Source organism: Microbacterium sp. Leaf203, from assembly GCF_001421275.1.
GTDB classification, from domain to species: domain Bacteria; phylum Actinomycetota; class Actinomycetes; order Actinomycetales; family Microbacteriaceae; genus Microbacterium; species Microbacterium testaceum_A.
Genome location: NZ_LMKF01000031.1, coordinates 508256 through 529355, shown reverse-complemented (window position 1 = coordinate 529355; position 21100 = coordinate 508256). Strand labels below are relative to the sequence as shown.

At 69.8% G+C, this 21100-nt stretch carries 22 protein-coding genes and 4 tRNA genes; 6 read left to right on the top strand and 20 right to left on the bottom strand.

The features are described from left to right. Positions 1–12 precede the first annotated feature (12 nt). The 4 genes from ASE56_RS17090 to pdxS all read right to left on the bottom strand — a co-directional run bounded on the left by ASE56_RS17090 (position 13) and on the right by pdxS (position 2272). The gene (locus ASE56_RS17090; RefSeq protein ID WP_235557014.1) at positions 13–330 is read right to left on the bottom strand and encodes a hypothetical protein; all 318 of its coding nucleotides are present in this window, start codon (positions 328–330) and stop codon (positions 13–15) included. Between the two features lie 8 nt (positions 331–338). Next, on the bottom strand, positions 339–611 hold the full coding sequence (locus ASE56_RS15310) for a hypothetical protein (protein ID WP_056231647.1): 273 nt from the start codon (positions 609–611) through the stop codon (positions 339–341). Between the two features lie 160 nt (positions 612–771). After that, positions 772–1398, bottom strand: a complete 627-nt coding sequence (gene pdxT, locus ASE56_RS15305) for a pyridoxal 5'-phosphate synthase glutaminase subunit PdxT (protein ID WP_056231644.1) — start codon at positions 1396–1398, stop codon at positions 772–774. Then, the gene (gene pdxS / locus ASE56_RS15300; protein ID WP_056232393.1) at positions 1388–2272 is read right to left on the bottom strand and encodes a pyridoxal 5'-phosphate synthase lyase subunit PdxS; all 885 of its coding nucleotides are present in this window, start codon (positions 2270–2272) and stop codon (positions 1388–1390) included. Before pdxS ends, pdxT begins: the two co-directional genes overlap by 11 nt. Positions 2273–2389: 117 nt before the next feature. On the opposite strand from pdxS, the gene ASE56_RS15295 reads away from it, so the two are divergent. Continuing rightward, positions 2390–3730, top strand: coding sequence for an aminotransferase class I/II-fold pyridoxal phosphate-dependent enzyme (locus ASE56_RS15295; protein WP_056231641.1), 1341 nt, complete (start codon positions 2390–2392; stop codon positions 3728–3730). Beyond that, positions 3727–4578: a pyridoxal kinase PdxY gene (gene pdxY / locus ASE56_RS15290; protein ID WP_056231639.1), complete on the top strand. Its 852-nt coding sequence runs from the start codon at positions 3727–3729 to the stop codon at positions 4576–4578. The genes ASE56_RS15295 and pdxY overlap by 4 nt, the downstream gene beginning before the upstream one ends. 28 nt (positions 4579–4606) lie before the next feature. On the opposite strand, the gene ASE56_RS17525 is transcribed toward pdxY, so the two are convergent. From ASE56_RS17525 to thrS, 3 genes are read right to left on the bottom strand one after another with little or no spacing between them, the layout of a single operon-like run. Then, positions 4607–5212 (bottom strand): hypothetical protein, encoded by a 606-nt coding sequence (locus ASE56_RS17525; protein WP_056231634.1) that lies wholly within the window; start codon positions 5210–5212, stop codon positions 4607–4609. 56 nt (positions 5213–5268) lie between these two features. Next, entirely contained in the window at positions 5269–5889 is a 621-nt protein-coding gene (locus ASE56_RS15280) for an HIT domain-containing protein (RefSeq protein WP_056231629.1), read from the bottom strand. Further along, positions 5889–7874 (bottom strand): threonine--tRNA ligase, encoded by a 1986-nt coding sequence (gene thrS, locus ASE56_RS15275; protein ID WP_056231625.1) that lies wholly within the window; start codon positions 7872–7874, stop codon positions 5889–5891. The genes ASE56_RS15280 and thrS overlap by 1 nt, the downstream gene beginning before the upstream one ends. Before the next feature lie 83 nt (positions 7875–7957). Here thrS and ASE56_RS15270 point away from each other — a divergent pair, with 83 nt between their 5' ends. Then, the gene (locus ASE56_RS15270; protein WP_143017853.1) at positions 7958–9109 is read left to right on the top strand and encodes an SLC13 family permease; all 1152 of its coding nucleotides are present in this window, start codon (positions 7958–7960) and stop codon (positions 9107–9109) included. A gap of 3 nt (positions 9110–9112) precedes the next feature. Here the strand turns inward: ASE56_RS15270 and ASE56_RS15265 are convergent, their stop codons facing one another. The 6 genes from ASE56_RS15265 to ASE56_RS15240 all read right to left on the bottom strand — a co-directional run bounded on the left by ASE56_RS15265 (position 9113) and on the right by ASE56_RS15240 (position 12749). After that, on the bottom strand, positions 9113–9505 hold the full coding sequence (locus ASE56_RS15265) for a TIGR03618 family F420-dependent PPOX class oxidoreductase (protein WP_056232385.1): 393 nt from the start codon (positions 9503–9505) through the stop codon (positions 9113–9115). A 40-nt stretch (positions 9506–9545) separates the two neighbouring features. Beyond that, a complete protein-coding gene (locus ASE56_RS15260; protein WP_056231622.1) occupies positions 9546–9929 on the bottom strand; it encodes a hypothetical protein in 384 nt (127 codons plus the stop codon). A 186-nt stretch (positions 9930–10115) separates the two neighbouring features. Beyond that, entirely contained in the window at positions 10116–11915 is a 1800-nt protein-coding gene (locus ASE56_RS15255) for a PPOX class F420-dependent oxidoreductase (protein ID WP_162234524.1), read from the bottom strand. A 522-nt stretch (positions 11916–12437) separates the two neighbouring features. Beyond that, positions 12438–12512 (bottom strand) — tRNA-Val (locus ASE56_RS15250). Between the two features lie 27 nt (positions 12513–12539). Beyond that, positions 12540–12610 (bottom strand) — tRNA-Cys (locus tag ASE56_RS15245). Between the two features lie 66 nt (positions 12611–12676). Then, positions 12677–12749 (bottom strand) — tRNA-Gly (locus ASE56_RS15240). 152 nt (positions 12750–12901) lie between these two features. Here ASE56_RS15240 and ASE56_RS15235 point away from each other — a divergent pair. Beyond that, positions 12902–12974: transfer RNA gene (locus ASE56_RS15235), tRNA-Val, on the top strand. 222 nt (positions 12975–13196) lie between these two features. Here the strand turns inward: ASE56_RS15235 and ASE56_RS15230 are convergent. From ASE56_RS15230 to zapE, 6 genes are all read right to left on the bottom strand, one after another. After that, complete coding sequence (locus ASE56_RS15230; protein ID WP_056231617.1) at positions 13197–14453, bottom strand: hypothetical protein; 1257 nt, start codon at positions 14451–14453, stop codon at positions 13197–13199. Further along, complete coding sequence (locus ASE56_RS15225; protein WP_056231614.1) at positions 14453–14773, bottom strand: type VII secretion target; 321 nt, start codon at positions 14771–14773, stop codon at positions 14453–14455. Before ASE56_RS15225 ends, ASE56_RS15230 begins: the two co-directional genes overlap by 1 nt. Then, on the bottom strand, positions 14763–15143 hold the full coding sequence (locus ASE56_RS15220) for a YbaB/EbfC family nucleoid-associated protein (protein WP_056231611.1): 381 nt from the start codon (positions 15141–15143) through the stop codon (positions 14763–14765). Before ASE56_RS15220 ends, ASE56_RS15225 begins: the two co-directional genes overlap by 11 nt. 127 nt (positions 15144–15270) lie before the next feature. After that, the gene (locus ASE56_RS15215) at positions 15271–15795 is read right to left on the bottom strand and encodes a type II toxin-antitoxin system PemK/MazF family toxin (RefSeq protein WP_082450736.1); all 525 of its coding nucleotides are present in this window, start codon (positions 15793–15795) and stop codon (positions 15271–15273) included. 73 nt (positions 15796–15868) lie between these two features. Beyond that, positions 15869–17143 (bottom strand): ammonium transporter, encoded by a 1275-nt coding sequence (locus ASE56_RS15210; RefSeq protein ID WP_056231608.1) that lies wholly within the window; start codon positions 17141–17143, stop codon positions 15869–15871. A gap of 165 nt (positions 17144–17308) precedes the next feature. After that, positions 17309–18346, bottom strand: coding sequence for a cell division protein ZapE (gene zapE, locus ASE56_RS15205; RefSeq protein WP_056231604.1), 1038 nt, complete (start codon positions 18344–18346; stop codon positions 17309–17311). Positions 18347–18464: 118 nt separating this feature from the next. Between zapE and ASE56_RS15200 the strand changes: the two genes are divergently transcribed. Both ASE56_RS15200 and ASE56_RS15195 read left to right on the top strand, forming a co-directional pair. Further along, the gene (locus ASE56_RS15200) at positions 18465–19367 is read left to right on the top strand and encodes a sulfurtransferase (RefSeq protein ID WP_056231601.1); all 903 of its coding nucleotides are present in this window, start codon (positions 18465–18467) and stop codon (positions 19365–19367) included. Between the two features lie 34 nt (positions 19368–19401). After that, on the top strand, positions 19402–19842 hold the full coding sequence (locus ASE56_RS15195) for a SufE family protein (protein WP_056231595.1): 441 nt from the start codon (positions 19402–19404) through the stop codon (positions 19840–19842). Between the two features lie 34 nt (positions 19843–19876). Here the strand turns inward: ASE56_RS15195 and ASE56_RS15190 are convergent, their stop codons facing one another. After that, positions 19877–21082, bottom strand: a complete 1206-nt coding sequence (locus tag ASE56_RS15190) for a S9 family peptidase (protein WP_056231590.1) — start codon at positions 21080–21082, stop codon at positions 19877–19879. Positions 21083–21100 lie beyond the last annotated feature (18 nt).

Sequence of the window (21100 nt, the reverse complement as noted above, 5' to 3'; positions counted from 1 at the left end):
CGAATGAAAGAATCATGGGCTTGGCGTTCGAGCGTTGAGCTGAAGGATGTCACCCGGCACGCAGGCGCTTGTCGCGTCGAAGTACACGAGTCCTTCCCCGACATTGAGGGTGAAGAAGCTGCCATGGGGATGTGTGCCCGTGAGATACGGCGGATCGGAAAGAATCCAACGAGGCGGGGTGAGATTTGTGTCACGCTCGACGGTCACGCGGTGGCCGCGCTCCTGCCATGCCCTGGCCAGACGTGCGCGTCGCCGGCACATCGCGATGATCGCTTCGATCTGGCCGGTCGAACCGGGCACCAATGCCACAGGGTCGTCGGTCTGCCCCAACTCCGCCATCAAAAGTGTTCCGCCCGTTCCATGTCGTGCACGCCGTGGTCGTCGGCGGCCTCGTACAACGTGGCCGATGCCGTCAGCGTCTGCGCCACGCCTTCCGTCTGCGAGACCCGTTGCATCCACCCGCCGATCAGCGCCTCCATGAACCTGGACAGTGCCGAGACGAGCCTCGCATCGCCGACGTCTCCCGTCGCGGCGATCGTCGTTTCGCCCTCATTGGATTCCGCGACGCCCGCGAAGACGGAGGCCGCCGCCCGCAAACCCTCGGGATCCACTTTCCACCTCCCCACGACGCATAACGTACCGATCTCGCAGCACGATACGAACGGGAACGAGACGAATTCACCCTCTGCGCGCCTGATTTCGCCCCGGCCAGGCGCACCCCGACCGAGCGGCGCGAGCCGAAGACGCGGCGGTTGCACGGCGGCTCCCGAGTCAGTGCGGTCCCGCGGGCACGCTCATCCCGCGTCTGCTCGTGACGTGGTCCAGGAACCGCTTGTGAAAGCGCGTCTCCCCCGTCGATTCGGGGTGGAACGCGGTGCCCATCAGCATGCCCTGCTCGATCGCCACGACGCGCCCATCGGGGAGGGATGCCAGGGGCTCGGCATCCGGTCCCCATTCGACGACCGCGGGCGCCCGGATGAATGCTGCGTGCACCGGCGGCTCGCCCAGGACGGGCACGTCGAGCTCGGTCTCGAACGACGCGGTCTGGCTGCCGAAGGCGTTGCGCGCGACGCGCGCGTCGATGCCGCCGAACGTCTGCTGGCCCGTGATCGCGCCGTCGATGCGCTCGGCGAGCAAGATGAGCCCCGCGCACGTGCCGTACATGGGCATGCCGTCGGCGATCGCCGCGCGGATCGGGTCGAACAGACCGAAGGCGCGCGCGAGCTTGTCGATCACGCTCGACTCGCCGCCGGGGAGGACCAGGCCCTCCACGGCGGCGAGCTCGTCGAGTCGACGCACGGGCTGCGCGTCGGCGCCGAGCTCGCGCAGCACGGCAAGGTGCTCGCGCACGTCGCCCTGCAGCGCGAGCACTCCGACGCGAGGGGTGTTACCAACCACGCTCGGCCAGGCGGTGCGGGGCGGGGAGGTCGGCGACGTTGATGCCGACCATCGCCTCGCCGAGTCCGCGCGACGCCTCGGCCACGACCTTGGGGTCGTCGTGGAAGGTCGTCGCCTTCACGATGGCCGCTGCGCGCTGTGCGGGGTTGCCCGACTTGAAGATGCCGGAGCCCACGAACACGCCGTCGGCGCCGAGCTGCATCATCATCGCGGCGTCGGCCGGGGTGGCCACTCCCCCGGCGGTGAAGAGCACGACGGGCAGCTCGCCGGTCTCGGCGATCTCGGCGACGAGGTCGTAGGGTGCCTGCAGCTCCTTGGCGGCGACGTAAAGCTCGTCCTTCGTCTTGGCGCGCAGGGCGTTGATCTCGCGGCGGATCGTGCGGATGTGCTTGGTCGCCTCCGACACGTCGCCCGTGCCGGCCTCGCCCTTGGAGCGGATCATCGCCGCGCCCTCGGTGATGCGACGCAGGGCCTCGCCGAGGTTGGTCGCCCCGCAGACGAAGGGGATGGTGAAGTTCCACTTGTCGATGTGGTTGACGTAGTCGGCGGGCGAGAGCACCTCGGACTCGTCGATGTAGTCGACGCCGAGCTCCTGCAGGATCTGCGCCTCGACGAAGTGGCCGATGCGGGCCTTCGCCATGACGGGGATCGAGACCGAGGCGATGATGTCGTCGATCAGGTCGGGGTCGCTCATGCGCGCGACGCCGCCCTGGGCGCGGATGTCGGCGGGCACGCGCTCGAGCGCCATGACGGCGACGGCGCCGGCGTCTTCGGCGATGCGCGCCTGCTCGGCGGTGACGACGTCCATGATCACGCCGCCCTTGAGCATCTCGGCGAGACCGCGCTTGACGCGGGAGGTTCCGGTGTCGGTCATGTCCACTCCGTTCCGCGCCGTGCGGCGCGTGCTTCCGCGCTTCGGGGCGCGATCATTGGCTTAGGCCAAACCGTAGCACGGCTCAGGACATAGGCTGTTCGTGACCCAGGGGGGCCTATGACCATCGACATCACCGGGCGTTCGGCATCGGCCATCGCCGCTGATCTGCGCGAGCGCATCGAGCGCGGCGAGCTCCCTCCAGGCACGCTGCTGCCCTCCGTGCGCGCCGTCGCCGGCGACCTCGGCGTCAACCGCAACACCGTCGTCGCCGCCTACCGGCAACTCGCCCAGGCCGGATTAGTCGAGGCTCGCGGCCGAAGCGGCACGCGCGTTGCGGACCGCACGGCCGTCGCGCAGGAGGGGTACGCGCCCGACACGGTGCTGTGCGACGTGGGCACCGGCAACCCCGACCCCGCACTCATCCCCGACCCGACGGCCGCCCTGGCGCGCTCAGCCCGACCGGTCCTCTACGGCGAGCCGGTTATCGACCCGGGCCTGGAGGCGTGGGCCCGCGGCTGGATGTCCGACCACCTCCCCCACGACGACCTGCTGATCACCGTGACGAGCGGCGCGAGCGATGCGATCGAGCGCCTGCTCGCCCAGGCCCTGCAGCGCGACGACGCCGTGGCGCTCGAAGACCCGTGCTTCCTCTCGGCCCTGCACACGGTCCGCACCGGCGGGTACCGTGCGGTTCCGGTGGCGGTGGATGCCGAGGGCATGACCGTCGACGGGCTGCGCGCGGCCCTGGACGCCGGCGTTCGCGCGGTGATCTGCACGCCCCGCGCGCACAACCCCACGGGGGCCAGTCTCAGCGCCGCGCGTGCCGCGGCTCTGCGCGACGTCCTCGCGGAGCACCCCTACGTCCTCGTGATCGAGGACGACCACTTCTCCCTGCTGTCCCGCGCTCCCCTGCACTCCGTCATCGGGCCCGCGCAGCGCCGATGGGCGCGTATCCGCTCGATGTCGAAGTTCCTCGGACCCGACACGTGCCTCGCCGTCACGGCATCCGATCCCGACACCGCCGACGGCCTCGCCGTACGCCTCACGCCCGGCACCACCTGGGTGAGCCACATCCTGCAGCGCATGACCCTCGCCCTCGTCACCGACGACGCCGTGCGCGCCGGAATCGAGGCGGCCGCCGAACATTACGCCGCGCGCAACGCGGCGTTCGCGGCCGCCCTCACCGAGCGGGGGCTACCGGTGTCCCCGGGCGACGGTCTCAACCTGTGGGTGCCGCTGCCGGTTCCGGCCGCGGTGGTGCGTGAAGAGCTCATGCGCCGCGGATGGCTGGTGCGCGAGGGGGATCCGTTCTTCCTCTCCCCCGACCCGGCCGGCGCGTTCCTGCGCTTGACCGTCCACGACCTCGACGAGACCTCGGCCGAAGCCCTTGCCGACGACCTCGCGCGTGCCGCGGGCGTGCTCCGCGGATCAGGACGAAGTGGGAGGATCGACGCATGAAGGTTCTCTCGATCCAGTCGGCCGTCGCGTTCGGACACGTCGGCAACTCCGCCGCCGTCTTCCCCCTGCAGCGCATCGGCGTCGAGGTGCTACCGGTGTACACCGTGAACTTCTCCAACCACACCGGCTACGGCGCGTGGCGCGGTCCGCTCATCGCCCCCGATGACGTCGCCGCCGTGATCCAGGGCATCGAAGACCGCGGCGTCTTCCCCGAAATCGACGTGGTGCTTTCGGGATACCAGGGCGGCGAGGGCATCGCCGACGTCATCATCGACGCGGTCGCGCGGGTGAAGAAGGCGAACCCGGATGCCGTGTACGCCTGCGACCCCGTCATGGGCAACGCCAAATCGGGGTGCTTCGTGGCGCCCGCGATCCCGGTGCTGCTGCGCGAGCGCGTCGTGCCGGTCGCCGACATCCTGACCCCGAATCAGTTCGAGCTCGGCTTCCTCACCGACACCGAGCCCGGCAGCATCGACTCGACGCTCGAGTCCGCCGACATGCTGCGCGCCCGCGGCCCGCGGACGGTGCTCGTCACGAGCGTTGAGCGCCCCGACCGCGCGCCCGACACCATCGAGATGATGGTCGTCGACGATGCCGGGGCGTGGATCGTGCAGACGCCCCTGATCCCCATGAAGGCGAACGGCTCGGGGGACGTCACGGCGGCGCTGTTCACGGCGCACTACCGCCGCACCGGCGACGCAGCCGATGCGCTCGCGCGCACGGCATCCAGCGTCTTCGACCTGCTCTCGAACACGTTCGAGGCCGGCTCGCGCGAACTCCGACTCGTGGAATCGCAGGAGGCGTACGCGCACCCGCGCCTGCAGTTCGCCGTCCGTCAGGTGCGCTAAGCCGAGGCGCGAGCGCCGGACCTCAGGCTCAGCCCCCGTAGACCTCTTGGTAGGCGGCGAGCCACTGCTCGCCGTCCGCGGGGCACATGAAGGTCGCGCCGAAGACCATGACGCTCGCGATCGGCTTCTCGGCCTCCGTGCGCGCGGCGCCCTGAAGGTCGCTCGGAATGAGCTGGGCGAACAGCGGCGAAGTGGCCACGTGCGTGCTCATGGTCGTGGCGTCGATCTGGTGGCGATTCAGGATCGCCGTCTCACACGCGTCGCCCGCCAGGGCGAGGGCGAGGCTCTCGTCGGTCGCCGTCCACGTCGACCCCTGCTGCTCGACGTAGGCGCGCTGCTCGGCGATGAACTCCTTCTGGGCGGGCGTCACCGCGACCAGGGGGGAACCGTCCATCGGGAGCTGCTGCTCGCGGAAGTACTCCTCGCGCTCCGCGAAGACGTCGCCGACGTCGTCGGGGTCGACCGTGGTCGACTCCTCGGGCGCGGGACTCTGCGCCGCGTCCGGAGCGGACGTCGGCCGCCCCTCGGCACCGTCCGGCCCCAGGGGGCTCGGCAGCGGGATGCACGCCGTCGTCGCGAGGAGCACGGCAGCGAGAGTGAGGGAGAGAACCAGAGGGCGAGTCCGAGCGTTCATACCGTCACGCTAGCGAGAACGCCCGGCCCGGGAGTGGGGCTTGTGGATAACCCGTTTCACACTTCCCAGGCGTCGGCGACCGCCCGGCGCACGTCGCCGAGCAGCTGCGGCAGGGCCTTGGTCTTCGCGATGATGGGGAAGAAATTGGCATCCGACGCCCACCGGGGGACGATGTGCTGGTGCAGGTGCGCGTCGACACCCGCCCCCGCGATCGCTCCCTGGTTCATACCGAGGTTGAAGCCGTCGCAGTTCGACACCGCGCGCAGCACCCTCATGCCGCGCTGGGTGAGCGCGCCGATCTCGGCGACCTCTTCGTCGGTGGCCTGGTCGTACGTCGCGATGTGGCGGTACGGGCACACCAGCAGGTGACCGGAGTTGTACGGGAACAGGTTCAGCAGCACGTACGCCGTCTTCCCCCGCGCGACGATCAGCCCGTCCTCGTCGCTCTTGTCGGGCGCGGCGCAGAACGGACAGGTCTTCTCCATCGGCTCGCGCCCGGCCGAAATGTAGGCCATGCGGTGCGGCGTCCACAGGCGCTGGAACTCGTCGGGCACGCCGGGAAGGGTCGCGGCGTCGACGAGTTCCGCATCGGTCGTGTGCGATCCGGACCCGTCGACGGCGCGCGTCGTAGCGGAATCCGACGACGAGCCTGCCCCGACGGCATCCGGATCGCTCATCACGCCAGGTCCTCCGCGGTGTTCACGAGGGTGCGCTGGGCGATCGCGCCCGTGATGCGCGCGACGGCCTCATCGACCGGGATGCCGTTGAGCTGCGTGCCGTCGCGGAAGCGGAACGAGACCGTGCCGTTGGAGCGGTCCTGCTCTCCAGCGATCAGCATGAGCGGCACCTTCTGCGTGGTGTGCGTGCGGATCTTCTTCTGCATGCGGTCGTCGCTGTGGTCGGCCTCGGCGCGCACGCCCTTGGTCTTGAGGTCGGCGACGATGCCCTGCAGGTAGTCGCCGTACTCGGCGGCCACGGGAACGGCCACGACCTGCACGGGGGCGAGCCACACCGGGAACGCGCCAGCGTAGTGCTCGAGCAGGATCGCGAAGAAGCGCTCGACCGAGCCGAAGAGGGCGCGGTGGATCATCACGGGGCGGTGCTTCTCGCCGTCCGGGCCGGTGTACTCAAGCTCGAAGCGCTCGGGCTGGTTGAAGTCGAGCTGGATGGTCGACATCTGCCAGGTGCGCCCGATCGCGTCGCGCGCCTGCACCGAGATCTTGGGGCCGTAGAACGCGGCCCCACCCGGGTCGGGCACGAGCTCGAGGCCCGACGCCTCGGCGACCTCGCGGAGTGTCTCGGTCGCCTCGGTCCAGAGGGCGTCGTCGCCGATGAACTTCGGGTTGCCCTCCTCCTTCGTCGACAGCTCGAGGTAGAAGTCGTTCAGGCCGTAGTCGCGCAGGGTCTGCAGCACGAAGTCGAGGCTGTGGGTCAGCTCGCCCTTCACCTGGTCGGCGGTGACGTAGATGTGGGTGTCGTCCTGGGTCATGCCGCGCACGCGCGTGAGGCCCGAAAGAGTTCCGCTCTTCTCGTAGCGGTACACCGATCCGAACTCGCTCAGGCGCAGCGGCAGCTCGCGGTAGCTGCGTCCGCGCGAGCGGAAGATCAGATTGTGGAACGGGCAGTTCATGGGCTTGAGGTAGTACTCCTGGCCCTCGCGCGAGACGTGCCCGTCGGCATCCGTCACCTCGTCGAGCACCATCGGGGGGTACATGCCGTCGGCGTACCACTGCAGGTGGCCGCTCGTCATGAACAGGTCGCCCTTGGTGATGTGCGGGGTGTTCACGACCTCGTAGCCGCTCGCGAGCAGGCGCTCGCGCATGTAACGCTCGATCTCGTAGCGGATGATGCCGCCCTTGGGATGGAACACCGACAGCCCCGGACCGATCTCGTCGGGGAACGAGAAGAGGTCGAGCTCCTTGCCGAGTTTGCGGTGGTCGCGCTTGGCCGCCTCTTCGAGGCGGTGCTGGTAGGCGCGCAGTTCGTCCTTGGTGGGCCATGCGGTGCCGTAGATGCGCTGCAGCTGGGGGTTCTTCTCGCTGCCGCGCCAGTAGGCGCCGGCGATGCGGGTGAGGTCCCAGCCGTTGCCGATGAGGCGCGTGCCGGGCACGTGGGGTCCGCGGCACAGGTCTTTCCACGCGGTCTCGCGGTCGCGGGTGACGTTGTCGTAGATGGTCAGCTCGCCGGCGCCGACCTCGACGGACGCGCCCTCCGCGGCCTCGGCCGAGCCGCCCTTGAGCCCGATGAGCTCGAGCTTGAACGGCTCGTCGGCCAGCTCGGCGCGGGCCTCGTCGTCGGTGACGACGCGACGCACGAAGCGCTGGTTCTCGCGGACGATGCGCTCCATCTCCTTCTTGATGACCTTGAGGTCGTCAGGGGTGAAGGGCTCGTCGACCTGGAAGTCGTAGTAGAAGCCGTCGGTGACGGGCGGGCCGATGCCCAGGTTGGCCTGGGGCTTGACACGCTGCACGGCCTGCGCGAGGACGTGTGCGGTCGAGTGGCGCAGGATCGAGAGGCCGTCGGCGCTGTCGATCGTGACCGGCTCCACCTGGTCGTCGGCCGTCACGGTCGTGGCCAGGTCTTTCAACTCCCCGTTGACGCGCAGAGCGACGACCGAACGGTCGGGGAAGAGGGCGAAGCCATCGGCGGGGAAATCAGTCACAGAACATCTCCTGAAAGGGGTCGTTTCCAGGCTACCGGGCGGGCGTGGTCTCGACGGCACGCAACGTGCCCCATAGTGGAGCGGTGACTTTGGCCATCATCGGCGGCGTGCTCTGGGTCCTCGGGATCATCGCGCTGCTCACCGGCGTCTTCCCCGCCGACGCCGCTCTCGCCGTCGCCGACCGCGTCTGGCCCATCCTGCTGTTCGTCGTGGCCGTGACGATCGTCGCCGAACTCGCCTCGAAGGCGGGGCTCTTCGACGTCGTGGCCGCGCGGTTGGCGAAGCTCGCCCGCGGGCGCACCGCGCTGTTGTGGGTGCTGGTCGTGGCTTTGGCCACCGTCGCCACGGCGTTCCTCTCCCTCGACACCACCGCTGTTCTGTTGACCCCCGTGGTGGTGGCGATGGCGGTGGCGCGAAAGCTGAATCCGCTCCCCTTCGCGTTCGTCACCGTCGTGCTCGCGAACACCGCGTCTCTGGTGCTGCCGGTGTCGAACCTGACCAACCTGCTCGCATCCGATGCCCTGGGCGGGGGCCACGACCCCATCGCCTTCCTCGCGCTCCTCGGGCCGTCGGCGCTCATCGCGATCGTGGTCTCGGTCGTCGTGCTGACGGTCGTGTTCCTCCGCCGGCTGCCGAAGACCTACCCCGATGCGACCGCCCCGGACGTGTCCGACCGCGTCCTCCTGCGCATCTCCGCGGTGGTGACGGTTGCATTGCTGCCCCTGCTGGTCGTCGGGCTCGAACCGTGGATGCCGGCCACGGCCGCCGCGGTGGTACTCATCGCGGCGTTCGCCTGGCGCGCGCCGCGGGCCCTCGGCATCCGTCTGGTGCCCTGGTCGCTGCTGGTGTTCGCGGGGGGCCTGTTCCTCGCCGTCGGGGCGCTCGAGGCCCTGGGGATCGGGCGCATCACCTCGGTGCTCGCCGGTTCCGGAGATGACCTGGTGTCGCTGTGGCAGCTGGCGGGTGTCGGAGCCCTCGCGGCGAACGGCATCAACAACCTCCCCGCCTACCTCGCCCTCGAGTCGGTGGCGGGCTCCCCCGCGCGACTCGCGGCGCTGCTGATCGGCGTGAACGCCGGGCCGATCGTCACGCCGTGGGCGTCACTGGCCACCCTCCTCTGGCACGACCGCCTGGTCGCCGCGGGCATCGAGGTGCGGTGGAGTCGGTTCATCCTGCTCGGCGCGATCATCGCGCCGCTGATCCTGTTCCTCGGGGTCCTGCCGCTCGTCTGGTGAGTGTCAGTCCTCGTACGTTCGCGACCAGGCCTTGTGGGGCTCGATGAACCACACGGCCAGGCCCGTTCGCAGACCGTACGCCTCGCCGGTGTACAGCCGCGAGATCCGGTCGACGTAGGGCAGGGCCTCGTCGCCGTCGATCCGTTCGAGGGCCACCCCGCGCACGAACGCCATCGAGTAACTGTTGTCGGCGGCGGTGACCGAGACGGCCACGCGCGGGTCACGTTGAAGGTTGCGGTCCTTCAGGGTGTCGACCTCGGTGAACAGCATCAGGCGGTCCCCGTCGACTCCGACCCAGAGCGGGATCGAGTGCGGCGACCCGTCGCGCATGAGCGTCGCGAGGTGCGCGACGGCGTCGGTCTCGAAGTACGGCTTGGTGCGGGTCCAGTCGCTCATGCTCGGTGCAACCGCCGGGGTGGCGGCATCCATTCCCCGGTCAGGACCCGACGGAATGCGGGGCCTGATCGTTCGGCACCTCGCTGAAGACCATCTCTTCGCGACGGCTGCTCTCGCGCGGAACGAATTCGTCGGGCTCGGTGACGACGTACAGGCCGCGGCCGGAGTTCGCGTTGTAGGTCAGCGCGTGCAGCCACGCGGTGCTCAGCTGCGGAGTTCGACTGCCGTGGAACTTGAACACCAGCGACACGTACGGGTGGATGTAGACCGTCGTGCGCCCCCCGCCCGTGCTGATGTCGTCTTTCCAGGTGAACGGGAAGCTCTCGCCGCGACGCACTTTCGCCATGATCACCGCCTGCAGGTGCGCGAGCAGCCGGTCCTCGAAATCGACCTTGATGTTGCCGTCGTAGATGAACTTGCCCATGGTGACTCCCGTCGGTGCCGCCCGCGGCCCGGCGCCTCTCGGCGAGAAGTCGAACGCGGAGGTCGGGGGGCGGCGACCGCTTTCTCTGCGTGCACCGTCTCTCGGAATCGACGTTCACGCAAACCCCCTTGCGGGAGATTGCGGTTTCGGGATAAAGCCGCGAGAAAAGCGGAGGGATGCCGCGAATCAGGTGTCGCGCGAGATGCGGATGATGACGCGGTCGCCGGGTTTGCGCTGCAGACGACGCACCAACGCCTCGAAGCCGAGGATCGCGCGGTACTGGAAGCCGTACTTGCGCTTGAGGGCGGCGTCGGCGCGAGCGTCGTCCGCGGCGGGGCCGGCGATCCGGCCGTGCGCCTCGACGCGGATGGCATCCGGTTCGACGGCGCCCATCCTGCTGCAGGGCTGCAGGGTCACGCGCGAATCGTTGCGCAGACGCTTCACCTTGCCCGTGGACCGCTCGCTCGTCACGACCAGCTCGTCGCCGTCGCGCGCGACCCACACCGGGACCGCCACGAGGGCTCCGTTGCGGCGATAGGTGCCGAGCGAGACGAAGGACGAGGCCGCGATCTCGCGCCACAGGGTGTCGGGGACGGTCATGGTCTCACCGTACTGGGCGGTCGCAGCGGCGGCGATGGGTTGCGCCGACGGCCCGCCGCGAGGTCCGAACAGATCGAGAACCCCGGGAACGGATGCCATCTCCTCGATGCGCCCGTGTGCGAAGCCGCCCCAGAGCGCACGGACGCTCCGGCCGACAGCGGTGAGCTCGTCGGGGCGCGCGCCGGCGTAGGGCGCGAGCTGCGGCCCGGTCGACTCGGTACCGAAGACGAAGGGCACCTCGATCGCGTGGGAGGCGCGGTAGAGGTCGTTCGCCCGCCACCGGAAGACGTAGCGCAGCGCCGTCCCTCCCGCCCTGCGGTAGTCGCGGGCGAGGCGACGGGCCGGGCGGCCGTAGACGACCGCGTTCATCGCGGTGTCGAGGACCGTTGAGGCGAGGGCGTGCAGCAGCGGCACGGCGCGCAACCCGTCCAGGGCCGTCACGCCGGGGAGGAAGAGCCGCGTCTCCTCGGCGGTGACCCCGATCAGCAGGGGAATGCGTGCGGCCCCCTCGAGCCACCTCTCGGCGATCTCGCCGTGGGGAGGCAGGGGGTCGAACCCGGGCTGCGGAGCGAAGGGCATCAGGGAGAACCGTCCGAAACCGCGCGCGGCCTGCATCGCGTCCGCCTGGAGGTGCATCAGATCGTCCGACGGGGTCGCCGGGCTAAGCTGCGCGGTCGCCGCGCTCATCGCCGCCGTGAGGCCGGCGCGCGCACCCATGGTGCCCATGGGTGCGCTCTGCACGATGGCGCGCGAGAACAGCCCCCGAGCGCGGTCGACGGCCATGAGGTGGAGCACGGCGTCGGCGCCCGCGGATTGTCCGAACGCCGTCACGCGGGCCGGGTCTCCCCCGAACGCCGCGATGTTGCGCTGGACCCACTCGAAGGCGGCGAGCTGATCGAGGAGCCCGAGGTTGGCAGGACGCTCCGCTCCGTCACCGAGATAGCCGAGTACGCCGAGCCGGTAGGTGACCGTGACGACGACGACGTGCTGCTCGGCCGCGAGGACGGCGGGGTCGTAGACGGGCAGATCACCCGCACCGCTCGTGTAGCCACCGCCGTGCACCCACACCATCACGGGCAGCGCGGCGTCCGCGTCGCCGCGGTCGGCCGGAACGGTGATCGAGAGGTGCTGGCACTCCTCGCGGATCGGAAGGCCGCCGGTCTGGTCGCCGAGAGCGTCGATCAGCGGAGTGGGTGCCTGCGGGGCGGCGGGCGAGGGCTCGAGGGCCTCGAAGACGTCGTCGTCAGCCCGGTCCGGCAGAGGGAGGGGACGACCGAAGCGCTCCGCGCGTGCATACGGGATGCCACTGGCCCGCAGCACCGCACCGTCGCGGCGTCCGCGGATGGGGCCCGTCGGCGGGGTGAAGAGGGGGGCTTCGCTCGTCACGCGTTCTCGCTTCCTGTTCCGCCGAAGCAGTGCGTCGCGCCTGCCGCGGGGGTGGCGGAGGCGTCCGGCCACCCTACTGAGCCGCACCCATGGCCCCGCTGTGCAAGCCGGTCCGCAGACCTCAAAGCCAGCGCAAGATCAGCGCAAGGACAGCGCAAGACTGCGCCGAACGTGTCCCCCAAATGGTGGACACGGCGTAGTCTCGTCTCGTTCCCGCCGCCAGGCACTCCGCAGCCCCCCTTACTGGCGGCGGGAACGACCACCCCGGATCTTTCCCCCGTCCGGCGCACCTCTCGGCCCTTCCTCGGCCCGTGCGCAGTGAGCGGAGCGGCGAGAAGTCCCGTGCTCCGGAATGCGAACGGCGACCCGCCGCGCTGTCGGGCCCGTGCGTGCCCGCTGGCGTGTCTTCGTGTCGAGGGTCGACGGCCGCATGTGTGCCGGTCGACCGCTTGAGCTGCGGGCGGCCTGCGCGAGATGGTCCGGAAACGACGAAACCCCCGGCGAACCGGGGGCTTCTTCAGGTGGTGCGCGATACTGGGATCGAACCAGTGACCTCTTCCGTGTCAGGGAAGCGCGCTACCGCTGCGCCAATCGCGCCTGTACAGGCTGTTCTTTTATGAGTTGAGGTGGCGACGGGATTCGAACCCGTGTAAACGGCTTTGCAGGCCGGTGCCTAGCCGCTCGGCCACGCCACCGTGATGTGGTTCGACCCACGTGTCGTGATTCTCCGTCGGTTTCCCAGACGGAGATCCCTCCACTCGAGCGGATGACGAGACTCGAACTCGCGACCCCAACCTTGGCAAGGTTGTGCGCTACCAACTGCGCTACATCCGCATTTCGTTCCCGGGGCTTGCCCCGAGCACTCGTAAGACATTACCCGATCTGAGCGCGGGTGCAAAACGGCGCGCGCCCCGCGCGTGTCCTCTCCTCGTGGTTCGAAGCACCTCTCGGCATCCGGTACGATCGATGAGTCCCGTTCGGGATGAGGGCGATTGGCGCAGTTGGTAGCGCGCTTCCTTCACACGGAAGAGGTCGTCGGTTCGAGTCCGGCATCGCCCACAGTTTCACCCCCGGTCCTTCCGGGGGTTTTCTGTTTCTTCCCCGGGCTGGCGCCCGTGGTCGCAGATCGTCGGCGCACCGCCCGCTCGGCGTCCCGGGCCAACTGGCCGTAGACCCGTGCCGGTCGGGGCGACCGCTCGTCGGCCCCTGCCGATTCGCGCCCCACGTGGTAACGCCCCGGCCGTCGTGAGGCCGGACGCCGGGGCGTCGTCGAATCGCGGGTCAGTCGTCTTCGATGACCACGCGAAGATCGCGGCGGCGCTGACCGAGCTTCTGTCGGCTGCCGGCCCCCGCTCCGTGCTGAGTACCCGCCCCCGTCATTGGGGGCCGCAGACCACCGGGGCCGGTGCCCTGCGCGGCCGACATCGAGGTCGCGGCCATGGCCGCTCCCCCGGTTGTCCCTCCGATGAGGGCGCCGGTGCTTCCGCTGTGGACGCCGGCGAACATTTTCGCGTCGAGCCCGGTCAGCCCACCGAGCGAGCCGCCCGCGCCGCCGGACCCGCCGAGGGAGGCCTGGCCGATGACCGCCCCATCGGGCGTGGGGGCGCCGGATAGGCCTCCGGAGCCGCTGAGGTGGAAGTCCCCCGAGGCGTGCTCGCCCGAAACGGCGAAGGGGCGGTAGACGACCCCGTCGGCACGCTGACCCTTGACGGTGAGGTCGTGGGCCGCGTTGTTTCCGTAGCGGGTGGCGTCCGATGCGTCGACGACGGTCCCCGAGTCGATGCGGATGGTCTGGGCGCTGTTCTGCAGGGCCGCAGCGGTCGTGGTCGACGTGCGGTCGAAGACGCCGCGAAGCTGCTGCACGAGCCCCGTGAGGGCCTTGACCGAGCCGAGCACGGCGCGCAGGGGCCGCACGACCTTGTTCACCATCTCGTTGACCTTCATCACGACGCGCGCGATGGCGTAGCCCATGCCGAGACCGAACGAGGCGGCGACGACCGCCATGGCCTCGATCGCGGTGGCGACGACCTTGGAGATCGCCGACTTGACGACACCCTGCATCTTCGTCACCAGGGTGGAGGCGGAGGTGAGTCCGCTCGCCGCGGCCTCGGCCCACTCGCCCGACGCGCCGAGGTGCTTCGCCGCGTCGGTGGCGAACCGCACGTAGGCGGTGATGCTGCCGCCGGTCATGCCCTCGAGGTCGCTCAACCGGCGGGTGAGGTCGGCGCCCGCCTGTCGCATCGACGACCCGGCGGAGACCCACTGCGACGCGACGGAGGCGACGTTGGAGGCGCTGCCGGCGAGTTGGTCGAGCCAGGTGCTGAGGGGCTTGAGGTGCTCCATCACCCATCCGAGACCACACGCGGTCAACGTGCCGATGGGGTCGGTGAGGGCAGCGGCCGCATCACCCAGGGTGTCGAGGAAGGCCATTCCTCCGTCGAGCCAGTTGCCGCTCTTGACGGCGTCGGCGAGGGCTCGACCCGACTCAATGACGCGGCTCCCCGAGAAGGTGGTGCCGGGGGCGACGGCGGTGCTCATCAGACCCCCATCGCAGACTCGAGCGATCGGATGGTCGCGATGGTGTCGCTCTCGAACTGCTCCCACTGGTCGGCGGTCTGCCGCAGCTCTCCGGCGGTTCGTATGAGCAGTGATTGGTCCTCGCCGAGCAGGCCGGTGGCGGCTGCCGACAGCGCGAGTCCGGGGGGAACGAGGAAAGCGCACAGGAGTCCGAAGGCTTCGGGGAGCAGGTTTCCGCCGCGGAGGACGGAGAGCGCCGATCCGACGTCTCCCACGAGGGAATCGACGAATGCGGCGTGCTGTCGGAGTCGATCGAAGTCGACGGCGATGTCATCGGCCATGAAGAGTCCTCTCGGGTGAGGCGGGTTCGGTGTCGCGCAACTGCGCGACGATGGGATCGTCGGCACCGAGCAGCTCGCTCACCGCGCGGAGAGTACTCTCGCGGGCGTCGGCCTCGGCGTGACGGATGGTCGAGAGGATCTCGGCGGACAGCCGCTGCGCGCCGCGGGCCAGAGCTGCCTCGCTCAGCCGCAGATCGACGACCCGGCCGCCCGAGTCCACCTGGGCGATGACGTCGCGACCACGAGAGCGACCGGTCCCGCGCACCGAAGCGACCGTCGCCTCGAAGGCCGGCATCTGCGCGGCGCGCAGCTCGGCACGACGAACGTCGGCTTCGACCTGCGCGAACGACTCTTCCGGATCCAACGGCACGGCAGAAATTTAGCGACCCGGGCGCCGAGAACGAACGGTTCCCGTCAAGAAAGCCCGGTAGATGAGAGGAATCTCACGTAGCTCTCACGAACAGTTCCTCGTCCGGTTCGGCGATGGACGCAGAGAGTCAGCCGCGCGACCACCCGTAGCGCGCGGCGAGAGCGGCGGCGACGGCGTCGAACCGCGCGCGGTCCAGGGCCGCCGCCTCCCGGCGCATCCCCGCGTCATGGACCAGATACAGCTGGTCGATGTCGATCCACGAGGGACGGCGCTGGGGATCCCACTCCCCCGTGCCCAGCGACAGGTACTGCCGGTCGCCGTCGTGCGGCTTGCTGGTGAGTCGCACGGCGTAGGAGCGGGTGGCATCCGCTCGACCGATGACGAGGACCGGCCGATCCTTTCCACGCCCGTCGCGCTCCTCGTAGGGAACCCACGTCCAGACGATCTCGCCCCCGTCGGGGGCGTTGTCGCGTTTCGGCGCGTACGACAGGGTGAGCCGCCGCGGCGGATCGATCTCGACGGTCTCGCTCCCGCTCGGGGCCGAGGGGCGCGCGGTCGGCGTGACGGGGGCGGAACGACGAACGGGCGGAGCCGCCGGCGTCGACCGGAACATGCCCAGCACGGCGGACAGCAGACGAGAAGCGGTTCCCATACCCACACCCTAGGCACGCCGAACGGGGCGCCGCCGACGAATCGGCGACGCCCCGTTCGGGGTCGGGCGGGTATCAGGCGCGGACGTCGGAGAGGACGTAGCCCTCTTCGCCGTGCACGACGGTGTCGATGCCGGCGATCTCGTCCTCGTTCTTCACGCGGAAGCCGATCGTCTTCTCGATCGCGAAGCCGATGATGAAGGCCAGCACGAACGAGTAGACCAGCACCGCGAGGGCCGCGATCGCCTGGACGATCAGCTGGTTGAACGAGCCACTGTAGATGAGGCCGCTCGTGTTGGCGAAGATGCCGAGGTAGAGCGTTCCGAGCAGACCACCGACGAGGTGGATGCCGACCACGTCGAGCGAGTCATCGAAGCCGAGCTTGAACTTCAGCTCGATGGCGAGGGCGCAGATCGCGCCGGCGAGCAGGCCCAGCACGATGGCCCAGATCGGCGTCAGCGCGGCGCAGGCCGGGGTGATCGCGACGAGACCCGCGACGGCACCGGAGGCGGCGCCGACCGAGGTGGGCTTGCCGTCCTTGATCTTCTCGACGATCAGCCACGACAGAAGGGCCGCGGCGGGAGCGGCGATCGTGTTGACGAAGGCCAGGGCGGCGGTGTTGTCGGCGGCGAGCTCGGAACCGGCGTTGAAGCCGAACCAGCCGAACCACAGCAGACCCGCACCGAGGAGGACGAACGGCGGGTTGTGAGGGACGTGGGCGCCCTTCTGGAACCCGACGCGCTTCCCGAGCACCAGGGCCAGGGCGAGGGCAGCCGCACCGGCGTTGATGTGGACCGCGGTACCACCGGCGAAGTCGATTGCGCCGACGCCGAACACATCCTGCAGACCGTGCGTGATCCAGCCGCCGTAGCTGAAGGTGCCGTCCTCGGCGAGGCCGAAGTTGAAGACCCAGCTCGCCACGGGGAAGTAGACGACCGTGGCCCAGATGCCGGCGAAGATCATCCACGCGCCGAACTTGGCGCGGTCGGCAATCGCGCCCGAGACGAGGGCGACGGTGATGATGGCGAACGTGGCCTGGAAGGCGACGAAGGCGAGCGGCGGGTACGCGGCGCCCTCGGGGGTGGTGAGCACGTTGGCGAGGCCGAAGTCGGTGCCGTCGATGTGCCACGGAGCGTTGGTGACCCCGGCGTCGGTCGCGGGGAACGCGATCGCGTAGCCGTAGAGCACCCACAGGACGCCCATGAGGCCCATCGCGCCGAAGCTCATCATCATCATGCTGATGACGCTCTTGGCCTTGACGAGACCGCCGTAGAAGAACGCGAGTCCTGGCGTCATGAGCAGCACGAGTGCCGCTGCTATCAGGATGAATGCGGTGTTGCCTTGATCCATCTCGGAGGGAACCTCTCTGCAGGGACGCAGGTAAAGCGTCGGGTCCCCTCAGTGTCCACAGCCTCGGTTCCGCCGCCGTTCGCCCCGTGTTTCGGGGGCGTTACAGGCGGGCCGCTCCGGTAAACATCGCGTTTCCTGCGCCCGCGAACCGGCGATGAACTCGCCTCAGGAGTGCGTCAGCGCCACGAGTCGCGAGACCGCGCGCAGGTACTTCTTGCGGTATCCGCCGCCGAGCATCTCTTCGCTGAACACCGTGTTCAGGGGCACGCCCGTCGCCCGGATCGGGATCTGCGCGTCGTAGGCGCGGTCGACGAACGCGACCAGGCGCAGCGCGGCCGACTGATCGTGCAGGACCTGCACGTCGCGCAGGCCGATCACATCGACCCCGTCGATCAGGCGGATGAAGCGCGACGGGTGGACCCGTGCGAGGTGGCCGACGAGGTCGAGGAAGGAGTCGTCGGATGCCACGGCGCCGCCGGCGGCGGCATCCATCGCCTGTCGATACCCCTCGTCGGACAGGACCTTCGCTTCTCCGTCGATCGCGCGCTGACGGAAGTCGGTGCCGTCGATGCGGATCGTGCGGAAGCTGTCGGCCATCGACTGGATCTCGCGCAAGAAGTCCTGCGCCGCGAAGCGCCCCTCGCCCAACGCGTTCGGCGGGGTGTTCGAGGTCGCGGCGAGCCGGGTTCCGGATGCCACGAGCTCGCCGAGCAGGCGCGTCATGACCATCGTGTCGCCCGGGTCGTCGAGTTCGAACTCGTCGATGCAGAGGAGGTCCGAACCGCGGAACAGCTCGACGGCCTTGGCGTAGCCGAGGACCCCCACGAGGGCCGTGTACTCGATGAACGATCCGAAGTACTTCCGGCGGGCGGGCATCGCGTGATAGATCGCCGCGAGGAGGTGGGTCTTTCCGACGCCGAATCCGCCGTCGAGGTAGACGCCCGGCTTGACGGGGGCCACCTTCTCGGCACGGCGGAAGAAGCCGCCCTTCTTGGCCGGCGCCGCCTGTCGACCGGCGAACTCCTGCAGCAGCTCCTTCGCCTCCTGCTGCGAGGGGTAGGCGTCGTCGGCGCGGTACGACTCGAAGGTCGCTCCATCGAACTGGGGAGGCGGAACGAGGGCGTTCACCATGTCGGCGCCCGAGACGGCGGGCTCGCGTTCGGTGAGGTGGATGAGGCCGGTCGTGGCGGGAGTGGAGGTCATGGCCGTCCTGTGTCCAAGTCTTACGGGGAGGGTGCGTGCCCCATGCCGCGGATCTAGGGTCGATGGTGCGGTGTCCACCCTATGCCGCGCCATCCACCGCCTTGACCGAGGAGTCTCCGTGACCGTCGAGTTCGACACCACGTCCCCCAAGTTCGCCGACTACGCCGAGCCCGGCCGTCTCGTCACGGGCGAGTGGCTCCAGGAGCGTCTCGGGCAGCCGGGACTCGTGGTCGTGGAGTCCGACGAAGACGTTCTGCTCTACGAGACGGGGCACATCCCCGGGTCCGTGAAGGTCGACTGGCACACCGAGCTCAACGATCCCGTCGTCCGTGATTACGTGGACGGCGCGGGATTCGCCGAGCTGTTGAGCCGCAAGGGCATCTCGCGCGACGACACCGTCGTGATCTACGGCGACAAGAACAACTGGTGGGCGGCGTACGCCCTGTGGGTCTTCTCGCTCTTCGGTCACGAGGACGTGCGCCTGCTCGACGGGGGCCGCGACAAGTGGATCGCCGAGGGCCGCCCGATCACGACCGACAAGACGGTCCTCGAACCCACCGACTACCCGGTCGTCGAGCGCGACGACTCGGTGTTGCGCGCGTACAAGGACGACGTGCTCGCCCACCTCGGCAACCCGCTGATCGACGTCCGCTCCCCCGAGGAGTACTCGGGCGAGCGCACCACCGCCCCGGCCTACCCCGAAGAGGGCGCTCTCCGCGCCGGCCACATCCCCAGCGCGCAGAGCGTGCCGTGGGGCAAGGCCGTGGCCGAGGACGGCGGGTTCAAGTCGCGTGAAGAGCTGGATGCCATCTACCGCGACGGCGCCGGCCTGGCCGACGGAGACAAGATCGTGGCGTACTGCCGCATCGGTGAGCGCTCGAGCCACACCTGGTTCGTGCTCAAGCACCTGCTGGGCTTCGACGACGTCCGCAACTACGACGGCTCGTGGACCGAGTGGGGCAGCGCGGTCCGCGTGCCGATCGTCGCGGGTGCCGAGCCCGGCGAGGTCCCCTCGCGCTGATCCCGGTCGACGCGGGCGTGGGAGGATGACGGTGATGTCCGACAACGCCCTCCCCGCCCGCCTCGCCGAGATCCGCGACGAGTTCCTCGAGCTCGACGAGCCCGATCGCCTGCAGCTGCTGCTCGAGTTCTCGCAGGAGCTGCCCGAGGTTCCGGCGGAGTACGCCGACCACCCCGAGATGCGTGAGCGTGTCGTCGAGTGCCAGTCGCCGGTGTACATCATCGTCACCGTCGACGACGCCGACCGGGTCGCGATGCACGCCACGGCCCCCGCCGAGGCGCCGACCACGCGCGGCTTCGCGAGCATCCTGTCGCAGGGGCTCACGGGGCTGTCCGCCGACGAGGTGCTCGCGGTGCCCGACGACTTCCCGCAGAGCATCGGTCTGACGCGCGCCGTGAGTCCGTTGCGCATCGCGGGCATGACCGGCATGCTCATGCGCGCCAAACGCCAGGTGCGCGCGAAGCGGGACGCCTGAGCCGCGCGGGTTGCCGGGTTCCCGGCATCCCGGATCAGTCCCGCGCGAGGCCCTGTCCGCGGATCCACTCCTGGATGGCGGAGGTCCACCGGGTCTCGTCGTAGTTCCACAGCTTGGTGTGGCGGGCGACCGTGAACGTCTCCATCGTGACGAGGTCGGGGCGCGCCTGCGCCAGCGCGTGCGAGGCGTCGGCGGGGACGAAGCCGTCGTCGTCGCTGTGCAGGATGAGGACAGGATGCCGCAGCTCGGCCGCCCGGGAGACCCCGTCGAGACGGTCGAGAGGGATGGGCTCGCCGCTGCGTAGCGCCGTGGCTCCCCAGTTCGAGGCGAGCGTGCGTTCCGCGAGCGCGATGACGGGTGCGGGCAGGCGCATCGCGCGCCCCTGGAAGTTCAGCACCGTCCGCCAGTCGACCACCGGCGAATCCAGGACGAGGCCGGCGATCACGTCGGCGTGCGGCGACTCGAGCGCGGCCTGCAGCGACAACGCTCCGCCCATCGACCAGCCCATCAGCAGCACGCGGCGAGCCCCGTGACGGCGGGCGTAGCCGATCGCCGCGTCGACGTCGCGCCATTCGGTCGCGCCGAGGGCGTAGGTGCCGGACGGGCTGCGCGGGGCGTCTCCGTCGTTGCGGTACGAGACCACAAGGCTCGAGATGCCGAGCGCGTGGAACACGGGGACGGCGCGCAGGGTCTCGGACCTGGTCGTGCCGCGGCCGTGCACCTGGATGACCCAGACGTCGGTGTCGCCGTGGGCGGGGAACTCCCACGCGGGGCATGCGCCCACTCCGGTGTCGATGTCGATCGACTGAAACGGCAGGAGCAGGTCGTCCGGCTTGTCGAAGTACCACCCGCTGAAGGCCGCCTCGGCGGCGAGGTCTCCGTCCGCGGGTACGTGGGTGAGGAGTTTGCGGGTGACGGTGTCCTCGTCCTCGCCGACGATCGAGCCGACCCGCAGGTAGTCGGCCGATCCGACGGTGAAGAGACCGTAACGACCGGGCAGCACCGTGTCGGCAGAGCGCCCGAGCGTGATGGTCTGCGCGGCGGCGTCCAGACGCACGATGCGCGTGTCGGGGCGTCGTCCGGCGGGACGGACGACCGTTCGTGCGACGCTCAGCGAGACCGCCCCGAGAGCGGTCGCGGAGGCCGCGAGGGCGACGCCGAGAGCGGAGAGCGTGACGCGGAGGCCGGGGTTCGTGCGCTGCGATGCGCGAGGACCCGCGGCGCGCCTGGGAGCGTTCATCGAGGCCTCACTCTAGTC